We start from the raw sequence: 14,700 nt of genomic DNA on the forward strand, positions 1-14,700 counted from the left end.
GTTTACTCTTTACGCTCCGTGCTGGCAGGCGGCTGCACGGTGTTGGCCGGCGCCGGCGTAGGCGCGGGCAGCGGCTTGGTCACGCTCGAAGCAGGCCCGGGCTGGGTGCCGGACAGGGGCAGCTTCTGCGGTGCAGCCTGTTCGCTGGCCGGCACTGCACCGGGCGTCGGTACACTGCTGGTAACGGCAGCGGCAGCAGCGCCAGCATCCGGGGTGCCGGCAGCCGGCGCAGCAGGAGTGCCGGCAGGACGGGCGCCCGGCAGCACGACGTTCTGGCGCGGCGTCACGTCCGGTTTGCGGCGGAAGTTGGCTTCGGTGCCGGCCGAGAATTCGGCCGCCGTGACTTCAGGGCGCTGCAGGTTGCGCACCAGGTGCGGCGTAATCGACAGCACGATCTCGGTTTTCTGCTTGTCGTCGGTTTGGCTGCCGAACAGGCGGCCCAGGATCGGGAGATCGCCAATGCCCGGCACGCGGTTGCCCGTGCTGCGCTCTTCGCTATTGATCAGGCCCGCCAGCACCTGGTTCTCGCCATCCTTCAGTTGCAGGAAGGTGGAGGCCTGTCGCGTGCCGATCTGGTAGGCGGTCGTGCCGGTGGGGGTCGTCACCCGGTCGATCAGGTTCGACACTTCCAGCGCAATGCGGATGCCGACTTCGTTGTTCAGGTAGATGGTCGGCTCCGCATTCAGCGTCAGGCCGACGTCGACATAACTCACCGACTCCGAGGCAAAGCCGCCCGACCCCGGCGAAATGGTGGTGGTGATCACCGGTACCTTCTCGCCGATCACAACCTTGGCTTTTTCCTTGTTGCGCACGCGGATGCGCGGACTGGCCAACAGGTTGGTGTCGCCATCGGTCTTCTTGGCGTTGACGGTGGTGGCGAGCGACGAAATGCCGATGGTATCGCGGTTCAGGTTATCCAGATCGCGCAATTTCAGCTTGTCTCCCGTGCCGGCGCTGTTCAGCACCGACAGGCCCACCGTGTTCGGCCAATCCACGCCCAGCTTCATCAGGCTGCTGCGCTTGATCTCCAGGATCTCCACGTCCAGCATCACTTCCGGCTCGGCCTGGTCTTGCGTGGCAATGATCTTCTCGGCCAGCTTCACCGCATCGGCGCTGTCGCGCAGGATCACCAGGTTGAGCTTTTCGTCGGCCACCACGTCGCGCGTCTTCAGGATGGTTTTCAGCGTGTTGGCGACGGTCTTCGCTTCCGCATTGGACAGGTAGAAGGTGCGCACCACCGTTTCCTGGTATTCCTTCAGCTTGGCCGCGGTATTCGGGTAAATCAGGATGGTGTTGCTATCCATGACCTGTTGTTCCAGCTGGTTTGTCATCAGCAGGAAGTAGATCGCCGATTCCACCGTGCTGTTCTTCAGCATGATGGTGGTGCGGGCGTCGCTCTTGACGTCCTTGTCGAAGATGAAGTTCAGGCCCGAGCGGCGCGAAATGATGTCGAATACCTGCTTCAGCGGCGCTTCGCGGAACTCGATCGTGATCGGGGTCTTGTAAGCCTTGGACAGGCCCGATTCGGCCGGCGGCTGCGGCGCCTGTTCATTGATCTCGCGCATCAGGGCGCGGCCGGCCACATGGTCCGGCTTCTCGGTCAGCACGGTGCCGACGCGGTTCTTCGCCGCCTCGAATTCCTTTTGCTCGAGCGATACGCGGGCTTGCGCCAGCAGTTTGTCGTGGCGATCGGCCATCTCCAGCGCGCGCAAGCCGCCGCGTGCACGCTCGTTCTGCGGATTGAGGGCCAGCACGCGCTGGTAGTCCTGCGCCGCCAGGCCGTACTTGCCTTCGGCGGTGAGTTGCTCGGCCTGCGCAAGCAGTCGGGCGGTGGTGCGGTCGCGCGCGTTGATGTAGGCGGACCGGTAGACAGCGTTACCCGGATCGCGGTCGACTGCCTCCTGGTACTTCAGCAGGCCGGCTTCCACCTGGTCCTTGTCCACCAGGTTGCGGCCATCGCGGTAGGCCATTTCGGCCGCGCAGCCGGACAGCGCCAGCACCAGCACGGACAGCGACAGCGTTCTCAGACTTGGCTTCACTCAATCACTCCAATATTTAACTGCTGCACCTGGTTCATGGGCAGGTAGGTAATCGTCAGGTTTGGCGGTGCAATCGCATCCACGCGGTACATGCCGTCGATCTGCATGCCTTTTTTCACAACAAAGGTCTGCTCGCCGCGGCCAAGGTAGACTTCCCACTGGCCATCGGCAGCGGCCTTGCCCAGGAACTGGAACGGCAACGGCGGCGCTGTGGGCGGGGGCGGTGGCGGCGGATTGAGCTCCGCGGCGGCCGGCGGCGGCGGAGGCGGATTCCAGTTCTGGCCGCCGAATACCCCATCCTTGCTCTTGAACGAGCCTTCGCCAACGTCGCCAATCAATTCCTCGCGCGGCACCAGGCGCAGGACCGACGCCTCGCCCGGCGCCGGATTCGCTGCTTTGGCGGCGGCCGGCGCAGCGGCGCCCTGCGGGCGCGCCGGCTTGCGTTCGACCGCTTCCGCCACCGTCTCATTGGGAGCCTTGTCGCCGAACAGCACCAGCGCGGCGGCACCGGCCAGCGCGGCGCCCATCAACATATGGCGCGGCTTCATGGCTTCTCCTTCAGGTACAGCGTAAAGCGCATGCGCGCCTCGACCACCGGCTCGGTAATGGTCTCGCGGCGGAAGGCGATATCGTCCAGCGCCGCGAACGGGATCGCCGCCAGGGCCTGCATGCTGAACTGCCAGATATTCTGGTACGCGCCCTTCACCGGCAACGTCACCTGGTAGGCCGCCACGCCGCTGGCCTTGTCCAGGCTGAACTTGTAATCGCCCTGATCCAGCGCCAGCCCGGTCTTGGCAGCGATGTCGAACAGTTGCTTGACCTGCTGCTCGGCCTGGCGCTTCTCGCCCAGCGAGGCATAGAAATGGGCCAGGTTCTCATTGGCCGTCGGCGGCGGCGTCGCCTGCACCAGTTGCGGCGGCGCGGGCGGCAAGGGTTCATATGCCTGCTGGCGCGCCTTGAGCGACCATGCCAATGCCAATGCGCCGGCCAGCAGCAGGGCCAGCGCGACGCAGCCGGCAATGCCAAGGCGCATGGCAGCCAGGCGCACGCGCAACATCAGGGAGGCAAGGTTCATCGCGCCCTCCATTGCACTTCCACCTGGAACCGCAGCGGGCGGTTCGGGTCCTGGTCGTTGATCTCGTGGCGCAGCAGGGCCGCGCCGGCGAAGAATTCCTGCTGTTTCAGCTGTTCGATGTAGCCAACCATGTCGTCGCTGTTTTTGGCCTCGGCCGTGATTTTCAGCGTTTGCTTGCGCGGGTCAGGATCAAGCGCCAGCAATGCCACGGCAGGCGTATTGGCAGCGGCGACGGCATCCTGCAGTTCGCGCCACGGCAAGTTCAGTTGCAGGATGGCGGCATTGACGGCCACGGCCTGCGCTTCGGGAATCACGTTTTCCGGCTTGCGCTCCGGCGCGCGCACGGCGATGGCCTGCTTGCGTTGCTGGGCGCGCAGGCTTGCTTCCCGCGCCGCTTGCTGCTGTGCCGCTTGCACGCCGAACGCGACCCCGGCCGCCAGCAATGCCACGCCCAGCACGCCGGCCAGCAGGAAGGCCGGGTGCACGCGATACAGCGTGCCGCGCCAGCCCGCAGTGGCGAAATCGATCTGCATTGGCCTCATGCTGCGACTCCCAGTGCGGCAGTGGCGATATGCTTGTCGCTGCTGGCCGGCTTGGCCAACGCTGCCGGAACCTCGCCGCTCAACTGGATCAGGGCCGGCGGCTGCAGGCCAAGCAGCAGGGCCTCGCGCTGCGTCGCCTGGGTCAGCCAGTAATGGTCGGCACCGTGCGGCATGGCGACGTGGCGCACCGCGCGCAGCTTGCCGGCTTCGCAAGCGGCAAGCGCCAGCACGCCGTCTTGCGCGACGCCGAACCAGGCCTCGTTCTTCAACGCGCCCGCATGGCGGTTCCAGGCCGCCACGAAATGAGGCACGATGGCGGTGACGGTCAATCCCTGCTGGATGGCGGCGTTTTCAATGGCAGCCTTCAGCAGGCGCGGCATCGCAGCAGCCATGAAGGGCGCGCCGGCATTCCAGTCCGCGCTGACGTGCCAGGCAGCCGGCGTTTCGCCAAACAAGGTGTAGAAACGCAGCGCGGCGGCGCCTTCCAGGTCGGCCAGGCGGGCCGCCTGCACCGGTGGAGTCACTTGCCACAGGCGCACCAGCTCGTCGGACAGCACAAAATTGGCTGCCAAGCCGCCGCTATCCCGGCCTCCGAGCAGCGTGGCCAGGGCGCCCGGCAAGGCATCGGCCACGCCGGCCGCTCCCGCAGTCACTACGGCCAGGGACTGCTCCGCCAGCAGCTCCGGCGCGGCTGAACCCCAGCGCCGCACGCGCAACAGGCGCAAGGCTTGCGGCGTGACTTCGATGCGCAGCGATTGCGTGAAATTCTTAAGCATGCAAGGTCACCCGCTTGATTTCCGCCAATGTGGTATCGCCGCGCCGCACCACTTCCAGCGCGGCGTGGCGCAGGCTGCGCGTGCCGTTGGCATAGGCGGCAGCCTTGATCTGGCGGATCGGCCGCTTTTCCACGATCAGTTCGCGGATTTCGTCGTTCAAGGTCAGGATCTCCGCGATCGAGCGGCGCCCCTTGTAGCCGGTGCCGCGGCAATCCCCGCAGCCCTTGCCTTCCTTGAAGCTGTATTCATAGACGTCGGCGCGCGACAGGCCCACGCTGGCCAGTTCATCGTCCGACGGCGTCACCTCCACCGCGCAATGCGGGCAGTTGATGCGCACCAGGCGCTGCGCCCAGATGCCGTTCAGCGCCGACACGAATGCATACGGGTCGATACCCATGTGGGTAAAGCGCCCGAACACGTCGAACACGTTGTTGGCGTGGACGGTGGTCAGCACCAGGTGGCCCGTCAGTGCCGACTGCACGGCGATTTCGGCCGTTTCGCGGTCGCGGATCTCGCCCACCATGATCTTGTCCGGGTCATGGCGCAGGATCGAGCGCAAGCCCTTGGCGAAGGTCAGGCCCTTCTTTTCGTTGACCGGGATCTGCAGGATGCCCGGCAGCTGGTACTCCACCGGATCTTCAATGGTGATGATCTTCTCGCGGCCGTTATGAATCTCGGTCAGCGCCGCGTACAGCGTGGTGGTCTTGCCGGAACCGGTCGGCCCGGTCACCAGCAACATGCCGTAGGCCTCCTGCGCCAGCGCGCGCAGGGTCGACAGGGACGCCTCGTCGAAGCCCAGCGCCTCCAGCGTCAGCGAGCCATAGGATTCGATCATGGCGCGCTTGTCCAGGATACGGATCACCGCGTCCTCGCCGTGAATGGACGGCATGATCGATACCCGCAAGTCGATCTCGCGCCCCATCGACTCCACGCGGAAGCTGCCGTCCTGCGGCACGCGGCGCTCCGCGATGTCCAGCTCGGCCAGCACCTTCAAGCGCGAAATGATCTGCTCCGCCACGTCGATGCCGTTGACCGCAGTGGCGTGGTCCAGCACGCCGTCCACCCGGTATTTGACGGCCAGGCCGCCCGCAGTCGACTCCAGGTGGATATCGGAGGCGCCCGCCTTCAAGGCGTCGTACAGGGTCGAATTGACCAGCCGCACGGCCGGGCTGGCGCCCTCCGACACCGAGGCAAACGACAGCACCGCCGCCGTCTTGCCGTCGCGCCGCATGCCCTCCCCGCCCGGCACCAGGGTATCGACGGCACGCGCCGATTCTTCCTGTTTCGACAGGTAGGCCTGGATGTCGGCCTGCAGAGCCAGCCGCAATTGCAGCGGCGCGGCCGCCGAGCAGCGCGCCTGGGTCGCCAGCCAGGTCTGCAAATCGAGGTCGAACGGATCGGCGATCACGCCCACCGCCGCCCCCTCGTGGGAGCGCAGCAGCACGCAATGGCGCGCCATCGCCTGCGACAGCGGCAGCAGGTTGAAGGCCGGCTCGAACGCCAGCATGTCCGCCGTTTCCAGCACGGCCAGGCCGAAAGGCTGGGCCAGCGCCCGCACCGCCATGCGCGGTTCGATGCCGGACAAGTCTTCCAGTTCTTCCACCAGGCTGCGCTTGGACAGCGCGCACTGCGCACGCGCCTTCGCCAGCAGGTTAGCGTCAAGTACCGGCAACGTCATGCCATTTCTCCAGCCAGGTCAAAAATCGGCATATACAGAAGCACCACGATGGCGCCCACCACCAGGCCGATACAGGCCATCAGCAGCGGTTCGAAAGTCCGAGTGAAGCGGTCGATCCAGCGCCCGATCTCGCCGTCGTAGAAGGCTGCCGACTGGGTCAGCATCGCCCCCATTTCGCCGGTACGCTCGCCCACGCGCAGCATGCGCAGCGAAATCGGCGTGGTCAATCCATTGGCTTCGAAGGCGGACGACAGCGGCAAGCCCGCCTCGATCATGGCACGCGCGCCTTGCAAGCCTTCCTTCACATTGGCCGACACCATGGCCTGCACGGTGTCCACCGCATGGAGGATGGTGATGCCGCCCTCGCTCAGCATGCCCAGCGTCAGGTACAGGCGCGAAAGCTCATAGATCTTGACGCGCTCGCCGACGCCGGGCAAGCGGGCCAGCAGGCGCGCCATGCTGCCGCTGCGCACCAGGTGGCGCACGCCGAACACCGCGCCGCCGATGGCGGCGGCCAGGCCGGCCACCAGCGGCAACGTATGCGCGGCGGCGAACTGGCCCCAGCTCAGCATGAGTTGCGACATCCACGGCAGGTTGCGCCCCGCGCCCTGGTATACCTCCGCAAAGCGCGGCACCACATAGGCAATCAGGAACATCGACACGCCGCCGCCCACCAGCAACAGGATGCAGGGGTAGATGGCCGCGCTCACCAGCTTGGCGCGCACCAGGTCCACCCGTTGCTGGTAGTCGATGAAACGTTCGAGGGAGCGCGGCAGGTCGCTGGTGCCCTCCGCCGCCTTGACGATGCCCACGTACAGCGGCGGGAACAACTGCGGCTGGTCGGCCAGTACCGTGGAAAAACGCTGGCCTTCGCGCAAGCCGGCCAGCATGCGTTCCAGCACGCCGCGCGTGGCCGGTGCCGCTTCCTTCTCCAGCAACGCTTCCAGCGCTTCCACCACGCCCAGGCCGGCGTTCAGCAGCGCCAGCAATTCCTGGCTGAAAAGAACCAGGGACAGTGCCTTGGCCTTGCCGGCGCGCAGGCCGGCGCTGCGCGGCGCGATGGCACTGACGAACAGGCCGCGCGCTTCCACTTGGCGGCGCGCGTCGGCCTCGTCGCGGCCATCGATCACCAATTGGCCGACCGCCATGTCCGGCGACAGGGTGCGTACGTCGAACTGCATCGTTCAGGCCGCGCTGTGCTTACTGGGCGCCGATGTCGGCGTTCTCGCCTTCGCCGCCCGGCTGGCCATCCTTGCCGAGGGAGATGATGTCATAGTCAGCCTTGGCGCCGGGCGCCTTGTACTGGTATGGGCGGCCCCATGGATCGGGCGGCACGCCCTTTTTCAGGTAGGGACCGTTCCACTTGGCACCGGCCGTGGCCGGCGCTGCCAGCAAGGCGGCCAAGCCTTCTTCCGTGCTCGGATAGCGGCCGACGTCCAGGCGGTAGGTGTCGAGCGCCTTGTCGAAAGCCTCGACCTGCGCCTTGGCCACCGTGACTTCGGACTTGCCCAGTTGCGAGAAGTATTTCGGGCCAACGTAGGCGGCCAGCAGGCCGATGATGACAATCACCACCAGCAGCTCAAGCAGGGTGAAGCCTTTGCTGTTCTTGCCATGGATCCGTGCTGCAAACATCCGTACCACCTCCGCCTTGAATAGAACAGCGAAGGCTACCACGCGGGTTTAGGTTTCGACAATTTTTTCTGCGGTGTGCCGCGCCCTTGTCTCAGCTGAGACATTTTGCCCAAAAATGTTATTAAAAGTGTCGCAAAATTTTCACAAGATAATTCCTACAGGCACCTCAATTTCTTCATAGGACTCACCGAACTTTATTTGCTTTTTCCGTAAGAAAATGAAATTAACATCATTGAAATTTTATCCACTTCCCATCGTGTCATTGTTATATTTCATTGCAACCTGTGCAACACGGGTTTCGCCGTTTTCGGATCACTAAAAAGCAAGGGAACGCATCATGAATGTACATTTCACTCGCATTAAACAATTGGCCGGCTGCGCGCTGGTCGGCGTTGCGGCCATGCTGGCCGCACCGGCCCACGCTGGCGTGGCCAACCTGGATTCGCAAGCGCCCATGGTGTATAACCATGGCGAACAATTCCTGGATGGTGGCCTCAGCTTTACCGCCCGGATTTCAGCCTATGTGCAGTCGCTCGGCATCACCGACGGCCTCGGCGGCACCATTCTTGACGGCAGCAATCCGAATAGCTGCGGCGCGATTATCGATTGCCCCGCCGGCAATACCAGCAAGTATTACGCGGGCTGGAATGACGGCTCGGTCGACGTCCAGCGCGGCGGCGGCTTCTATTCCCTGAACTCCCTGCGCTTCTCCTTCTTCGCCCCGGTGGGCGGCCAGCCGGACGGCAGCTACGGCCAACTGGTGCTGAAAGCCACCACCATGGACGGCAACACCGTCACCCGCAGCGCCGACTTCGCCGGCCAGGATGGCAACGGCCACTTTATGTTCTCGACCTGGAACCTGGACGCCGATTTCGCTGCCCTGCACCTGGCTAACCTGAACATCAGCGCCTGCCTGTTCGACGGCAACGGCGGCTGCCAGAACATGGCCGATTGGGCGCCGTACGCAGCCCAGTTCGCGATCGACGACCTCGCCTTCGCGGTGCCGCTGCCAGGCTCCGCCCCGCTGCTGCTGCTCGGCCTGGCCGGCCTGGCCGCCATGCGCCGCCGTCGTGCCCAATAATCGGATTACAAGGATAAACATATGAAACTGCGACCATTGACCCTGGCCGTGCTGGCCGTGCTGTCCGGCCTGGCCGTGCAAGCCGGCGCTGAAGAAGCGCGCCACTCCTACATCGTGCAACTGGCCGACGCGCCGGTCGCCAACTATACCGGCGGCGTCAGCGGCCTGGCTGCCACCAAGCCGGCCGCCGGCAACCGCCTCGACGTCAGCGCACAGAATGTGCAGGACTACATCGCCTACCTCGACCAGCAGCAAAGCAGCGCCACCGCCATCGTGCCGGACGCGCAGATCGTGCACAAGTACAAGCTGGTCCTGAACGGCTTCGCAGCCCGCCTGACCGACGCCGAAGTGCGCGCCCTGAAGAAATCCAGCGCCGTGGCCAACATCAGCGCCGACGAAGCACGCACCCTGGACACCAACTACACGCCGAAATTCCTCGGCCTGGATACCCCGGGCGACGGCCTGTGGTCCAAGCTGGGCGGCAGCGACAAGGCCGGTGAGAACGTGGTGATCGGCATCGTCGACGGCGGCATCTGGCCTGAGCATACCTCCTACGCCGACCGCGTCGACAACCAGGGCAAGCCTACTTTCGACGTCGGCGGCACCCTGGCGTACGACACCCCCTCCAACTGGAACGGCGCCTGCTCGACCGGCGAAGGCTTCACCGCCAACCATTGCAACAACAAGCTGATTGGCGCACGCTACTTCAACGCCGGCTTCCTGGCCAGCGGCCGTCCGCTGCACTGGACCGACTTTGTCTCGCCGCGCGACTCGCTGGCCGGCGCCACCGGCCATGGCGGCCACGGCGACCACACCGCGACCACGGCAGGCGGCAACTCCGGTGCGATCGGCACCCTGTCGGGCATTCCGATCGGCAGCATGTCCGGCATGGCGCCGCGCGCCCGCATCGCCGCCTACAAGGTGTGCTGGACCTATCCTGATGCCACCGCCACCGACGGCACCGGCACCCGCAATTCCTGCTTCAACTCCGACAGCGTCGCGGCGATCGACCAGGCCGTGGCCGACGGCGTGCACGTGCTGAACTACTCGATCAGCGGTTCGCAGACCAGCGTCACCGACCCGGTCGAAATGGCCTTCTTCAATGCCGCCGCCGCGGGCGTGTTCGTCGCCGCTTCGGCCGGCAACTCCGGCCCGGCCAACGCCGTGGCCCACCTGTCGCCTTGGCTGACCACCGTCGCCGCGTCGACCCACAACCGCGCCAGCATCGCTACCGTCAACCTGGTCGGCGGCGCCAGCTACAGCGGCGCGTCCTACAACCAGGCGGTGCTGCCGGACACCCCGACCATCCTGGCGCGCGACGCCGCCGTCAAGCCATACGCCCAGTTGAGCGCCACCGACAAGGCCGCCGCCCGCCTGTGCTACACCGAAGCGGACCGCGCCACCTACGGCGGCGGCCCGGACGCGGCGCTCGACCCGGCCAAGGCCGGCGGCAAGGTCCTGCTGTGCGAACGTGGCAACAGCGCCCGCGTCGACAAGTCGCGTGCGGTCAAGGAAGCCGGCGGCGCCGGCATGATCCTGATGGACACCTCCGCCGCCCAGGCGCCGGCAGCCGACCCGCACAGCATTCCGACCGTGCACCTGAACTTTGCCGACGGTTCCGCCGCCCGCACCTGGATCACGGCCCATCCGGAAGGCGCCAGCAATATGGGCAAGTCGGTGCTGACCACCAGCGCCGTGCCGGCCCCGCAAATGGCCAGCTTCTCCTCGCGCGGCCCGAACAAGCACAACGCCAACATCCTCAAGCCTGACCTGACCGCGCCTGGCGTGGACATCCTGGCCGGCGTGACCGCCGACTACAACACCCCGGCCGAGCGCGACGCCATCGCCAACGGCACCCTGACGCCGTACGCCAACTGGGCCAGCTACCAGGGCACTTCGATGTCGAGCCCGCACGTGGCCGGCCTCGGCGCCCTGATGCGCCAGGCCCACCCTGACTGGTCGCCTGCTGCCATCAAGTCGGCGCTGATGACCACCGCCTACGACACCTTCGCCGACGGCCAGCCAGGCATGGCGGCCGGCACCCTGCCATGGGGCCAGGGCGCAGGCCATGTCCGTCCCAACAAGGCGGTCGATCCGGGCCTGGTGTATGACTCCGGCCCGGTCGACTGGATCCGCTTCATGTGCGGCATCCCGGGCACCCTGTCGGCCAGCTTCTGCGCACCATACGGCGCCATCCAGCCGTACAACCTGAACCTGGCCTCGCTGACCGCCGCCTCTGTGCTGGGCAAGTTGACCATGACCCGTACCGTGACCAACGTCGGCAGCCAGGAAGCCACCTACACCGCCAACGCCACCCTGCCAGGCTTCAACGTGGTGGTCAGCCCGGCCACCCTGACGCTGGCGCCAGGCGCCAAGGCCACGTTCACCGTCAACCTGACCAACGTCAGCGCGCCGGCCAACACCTGGGCCTACGGCAGCCTGACCTGGAACGATGGCGCAGGCCACGTCGTGCGCAGCCCGCTCTCGGCACGTCCAGCCATGATCGCGGTGCCGTCCAAGCTGTATAACGAGGCGGCATCCGGCAGCTCTTCGTTCGCCATCGGCGCCGGCTTCACCGGCCCATTGGCGGCCATCAAGGGCGGCCTGAAAGCGGCGACCCGCAGCGCAGCCACCATCGGCACCGACGCCTCGGCCGACGGCGGCGTGGCAGCCTGCCGTGCCGGCGGCAGCGCCGGCGTCAAGGTGCACAGCGTGACCGTGCCCGCCAATGCACTGGTGGCGCGCTTCTCCCTGTTCGACGTCGATACCTCCGGCCACCAGGCTGGCGACCACGACGACCTGGACCTGCTGGTATTGAACGGCGCCGGCACCCAGGTGGGCTCGAGCGGCGGTGCCACCTCCAACGAGGTGGTAACGCTGAACCAGCCGGCTGCCGGCAATTACAAGGTGTGCGTGATCGGCTACGCGCCGATGGGCGGCAGCTCGAACTACACGCTGTCCTCGTGGACCGTGGCCAAGGACGAAATGGCCGGCAACCTGAAACTGGGCCTGCCTTCCATGGTGTTCACCGGCGCCACCTCGACCATCAGCGCCTCCTGGTCCGGACTGGGCAACGCCAAGCACCTGGGCGCGGTTGTGTTCACCGCGCCAGGCGGCAATGTGTCGACCACCCTGCTGGAAGTCGACACCACCGTACCGGTGCCTGAGAAAAACCAGCAACGCAATGCAGCAGTGGTACGCAACTAAAGTGGTACGCAGCTAAGCTGCCGCTGCACCCGGAAACGCCGCGCTGGTCGCGGCGTTTTTTTATTCCGCCAGCGCGCCGTTCTTCCCGCCAAGCTGGCAGGTGCCGGCGCGGCATTGCGCGCCCGGATCCATCAGGAAACGGCAATCGCTGACCAGGCCGCTCGCCTGGTTCTCCGCCTCGCGCTCCTTGCGGTAGCGCTCCGCCAGCGCGCTCACCTTCTCAGGGTTGCTGCGGGCGGTCGAGTACGCCAGATACGATTCCGGCCCGCCGCAGGACTTGGCGCCCAGCGGCACGGTCTTGCATTGCTGGTCGGCGGTGCACGCCGCTGCCTGTCCCAGCGCGCGCAATTCGGCCAGGGTCTTCGATGCGCCGGGCGTGGCATGGCTGCAAGCGCTGGCCAGCAGGCACGCCAGCAGGAGGGTCATTCGGTTCATGATCATGCTCCAGGAAGGGATGGCGCCATCATCGCGCGCCCGCGCAGGCTGGTCAACCGTGCGGCTGGACCGCGCTGCGCGCCACCGCGTGCGCGCGGTTGTGGACGCCGAGTTGGCGGTACAGGCGCTGCAGGTGATTCTTGACCGTCAGCGCGCTGATGCCGAGCTGGCGGCCGATCTCCTCATTGCTCTTGCCTTCCCGCAACCACGCCAGGATCTCAGCCTGGCGCGGCGACACGGCCGGCGCCAGGGCCGCCGCTTGCGCTGCGCTGGCGATGCGCTGCTGCGCCAGGTGCAGGTAAGGCAGCAGCAATTGCAACAGCCAGCTTGCATGCCGGCCCGGCTCGCCGGGCAAGCCGAGCAGCACGAAGGCGCTGCCGCCCATCGCCAGCGGCCCGCTGCCATGCATCAGGCCATGCCCCATGGCGCCCGCCTGCAGCGCCAGCGGGCGCATGCCGCCCTGCTGCCACTGGCGCAGCCAGGCTGGCGCCGGGCCTTGGGCCGGATCGCATAGCAAGGCGCGCGCGGACGGCGCCAACACGGTACTGTGCAGGCAGTCCACCTTGCGCGCCCGGCCCTGCTCGTCGAGCTCGATGCACAGCAGCACGCCATGCGGCAACAGCGCCTGCAATGCGCCCTGGCTCCACAGGAACAATTCGCGCTGCGTGCCGATGCCCTGCGCGCCATCGATGGCGTGCAACAGGTACTCCTGCTGGCGCGCGTCCGGACTCAGCATGGGGCGCTCGCCTCGGCGTGGAAGCGGTAGCCGCTGCCGCGCACGGTCTGGATCGCATCGTGCAGTCCACTGGGCTGCAGGGCATGGCGCAGCCGGCCCACGTGGGCGTCGACCGTGCGCTCATCGAGATAGACATGGCTGCCCCACACCTGGTCCAGCAATTGCGCGCGGCTGTGCACGCGGCCCGGGTGGTGCATCAGGTAGTTCAGCAGGCGGAATTCGACCCGCCCCAGGTTCAACTGGCGGTCGCCCGCCGTCACGCTCAGGGTATGCGGATCGAGGCGCAGGCCCGCCACCTGCAAGGTGCCCGGCATGCCGGCCGGACGCCGGCGCCGCAGCACCGCGTGCAGGCGCGCCAGGGTTTCGCGCGGGCCGAAAGGCTTGCAGATGAAATCATCGGCGCCGCCTTCCAGCGCCAGCACCTTGTCCTGCTCGGCGCAGCGCGCGCTCAGCATCAGGATCGGCAACTCGCTGGTGCGCAGGGCGGCACGCAACTGGCGGATCAGCGACAGGCCGGACTGGCCCGGCAAGTCCCACTCCAGCAGCACTGCTTCCGGCATCGTTCCCTGCAGTGCCGCCAGCGCCGTCAGCGCGTCGCCGTGGCACTGCACCGCATAGCCCGCCTGCCCCAGGTTATGGGCCAGCAGTTGCTGTACAGCGGGGTCGCTGTCGATGACGAGAATGTTGAAGGACATGGCAAAAAACGCAGGTCGTTATACGGAAAACTATGAATCATGCCAAGTCCTGCACGCTAATACAATTTTAATTAAGTATTAATATTCTGCCGAAATAAATCCCCCCGTTCACTCTGTGCCATCCAAATGAAAAAGCACCTTGGGCGCCGAAACGCCCAAGGTGCCTGTGGTGTTTGTGCAACCGCCGTGCTTAAACGCGGCGGCGGCGCGCCACGGCCAGCATCAGCAAGCCCAATGCCGCCAGGGCCAGCGAAGCCGGTTCCGGCACGGCCGCCGGCGCGGCCACGGTGGCCACCGCATCGTTGACGCTCAGGATTTGCAAGTCGGCGCTGCCGTCCGCCGCGGAAACAAACATCAGGTCCAGGATCTTGCCCTTGATCTGGTTGCCGTCGATGTCATACGCCAGCACGCCGAAATTCGAGTTCAGCAGCGCCGAAGCGTCGCCCGAAATCGTCAGCAGGAAGCTGAACACGCCGCCAAACACGCCCTGGTAAGCGACGTCATTCAGGTTGCTCGAATTCAGCATCGCAAAGCCGCCGGGCACCGCGGCGGCATCGCCCGCCAGCAGGAAGTTGACCGGATCCAGGTCGAATCCGTGCAGCTGCGACATGGTCGCCGTCGCAGCCGGCGCGCCATCCACGCCGTTGAAGGTGAAGTCCAGGTAGCCTGGGCGGCCGGCGCCATAGACCGCCGTGTCCAGGGTCACCAGTCGCATGACATCGGCCATGGCGTGGCTGCTGGCGCCAAATGCCAGCAACAGCGCCAGGATGCGCAGGAAACGGGTCATCAGTTTGTTATGCATGG

Annotated in this window: 14 protein-coding genes; 2 read left to right on the forward strand and 12 right to left on the reverse strand. The window is 66.1% G+C overall.

Going from position 1 to position 14,700, the window contains the following annotated elements; translation table 11 throughout:
• Positions 1-2: 2 nt before the first annotated feature.
• From BM269_RS20005 to gspG, 8 genes are read right to left on the reverse strand one after another with little or no spacing between them, the layout of a single operon-like run.
• Positions 3-2,039, reverse strand: coding sequence for a secretin N-terminal domain-containing protein (locus tag BM269_RS20005; RefSeq protein WP_229204714.1), 2,037 nt, complete (start codon positions 2,037-2,039; stop codon positions 3-5).
• Positions 2,036-2,587 carry a hypothetical protein gene (locus tag BM269_RS20010; protein ID WP_090441005.1) on the reverse strand — a complete coding sequence of 184 codons (552 nt, stop codon included), beginning with the start codon at positions 2,585-2,587 and terminating at the stop codon, positions 2,036-2,038. Before BM269_RS20010 ends, BM269_RS20005 begins: the two co-directional genes overlap by 4 nt.
• Complete coding sequence (locus BM269_RS20015; protein WP_229204715.1) at positions 2,584-3,114, reverse strand: hypothetical protein; 531 nt, start codon at positions 3,112-3,114, stop codon at positions 2,584-2,586. The genes BM269_RS20010 and BM269_RS20015 overlap by 4 nt, the downstream gene beginning before the upstream one ends.
• Positions 3,111-3,656 carry a hypothetical protein gene (locus BM269_RS20020; protein WP_090441008.1) on the reverse strand — a complete coding sequence of 182 codons (546 nt, stop codon included), beginning with the start codon at positions 3,654-3,656 and terminating at the stop codon, positions 3,111-3,113. The genes BM269_RS20015 and BM269_RS20020 overlap by 4 nt, the downstream gene beginning before the upstream one ends.
• Positions 3,653-4,432 (reverse strand): hypothetical protein, encoded by a 780-nt coding sequence (locus BM269_RS20025; protein WP_090441012.1) that lies wholly within the window; start codon positions 4,430-4,432, stop codon positions 3,653-3,655. Before BM269_RS20025 ends, BM269_RS20020 begins: the two co-directional genes overlap by 4 nt.
• Entirely contained in the window at positions 4,425-6,110 is a 1,686-nt protein-coding gene (locus BM269_RS20030) for a GspE/PulE family protein (protein ID WP_090441015.1), read from the reverse strand. The genes BM269_RS20025 and BM269_RS20030 overlap by 8 nt, the downstream gene beginning before the upstream one ends.
• Positions 6,107-7,291: a type II secretion system F family protein gene (locus tag BM269_RS20035; protein ID WP_090441018.1), complete on the reverse strand. Its 1,185-nt coding sequence runs from the start codon at positions 7,289-7,291 to the stop codon at positions 6,107-6,109. The genes BM269_RS20030 and BM269_RS20035 overlap by 4 nt, the downstream gene beginning before the upstream one ends.
• Before the next feature lie 19 nt (positions 7,292-7,310).
• Positions 7,311-7,742 carry a type II secretion system major pseudopilin GspG gene (gspG, locus tag BM269_RS20040; RefSeq protein ID WP_090441021.1) on the reverse strand — a complete coding sequence of 144 codons (432 nt, stop codon included), beginning with the start codon at positions 7,740-7,742 and terminating at the stop codon, positions 7,311-7,313.
• 337 nt (positions 7,743-8,079) lie between these two features.
• Here gspG and BM269_RS20045 point away from each other — a divergent pair, with 337 nt between their 5' ends.
• Positions 8,080-8,823 carry an NF038120 family PEP-CTERM protein gene (locus BM269_RS20045; protein WP_090441024.1) on the forward strand — a complete coding sequence of 248 codons (744 nt, stop codon included), beginning with the start codon at positions 8,080-8,082 and terminating at the stop codon, positions 8,821-8,823.
• A 21-nt stretch (positions 8,824-8,844) separates the two neighbouring features.
• Entirely contained in the window at positions 8,845-12,030 is a 3,186-nt protein-coding gene (locus tag BM269_RS20050) for a S8 family serine peptidase (protein ID WP_090441027.1), read from the forward strand.
• 60 nt (positions 12,031-12,090) lie between these two features.
• Here BM269_RS20050 and BM269_RS20055 read toward each other — a convergent pair whose 3' ends face one another.
• The 4 genes from BM269_RS20055 to BM269_RS20070 form a co-directional block, all read right to left on the reverse strand.
• Positions 12,091-12,465 carry a hypothetical protein gene (locus tag BM269_RS20055; protein WP_139232806.1) on the reverse strand — a complete coding sequence of 125 codons (375 nt, stop codon included), beginning with the start codon at positions 12,463-12,465 and terminating at the stop codon, positions 12,091-12,093.
• A 52-nt stretch (positions 12,466-12,517) separates the two neighbouring features.
• Positions 12,518-13,201 carry a LuxR C-terminal-related transcriptional regulator gene (locus BM269_RS20060; RefSeq protein WP_090441033.1) on the reverse strand — a complete coding sequence of 228 codons (684 nt, stop codon included), beginning with the start codon at positions 13,199-13,201 and terminating at the stop codon, positions 12,518-12,520.
• The gene (locus tag BM269_RS20065) at positions 13,195-13,896 is read right to left on the reverse strand and encodes a response regulator transcription factor (RefSeq protein WP_090441036.1); all 702 of its coding nucleotides are present in this window, start codon (positions 13,894-13,896) and stop codon (positions 13,195-13,197) included. Before BM269_RS20065 ends, BM269_RS20060 begins: the two co-directional genes overlap by 7 nt.
• Before the next feature lie 190 nt (positions 13,897-14,086).
• Positions 14,087-14,698 carry an NF038129 family PEP-CTERM protein gene (locus BM269_RS20070; protein ID WP_090441039.1) on the reverse strand — a complete coding sequence of 204 codons (612 nt, stop codon included), beginning with the start codon at positions 14,696-14,698 and terminating at the stop codon, positions 14,087-14,089.
• Positions 14,699-14,700 lie beyond the last annotated feature (2 nt).

It is taken from the genome of Duganella sp. CF458, assembly GCF_900113115.1.
In the GTDB taxonomy this organism is placed as follows: Bacteria; Pseudomonadota; Gammaproteobacteria; order Burkholderiales; family Burkholderiaceae_D; genus Rugamonas.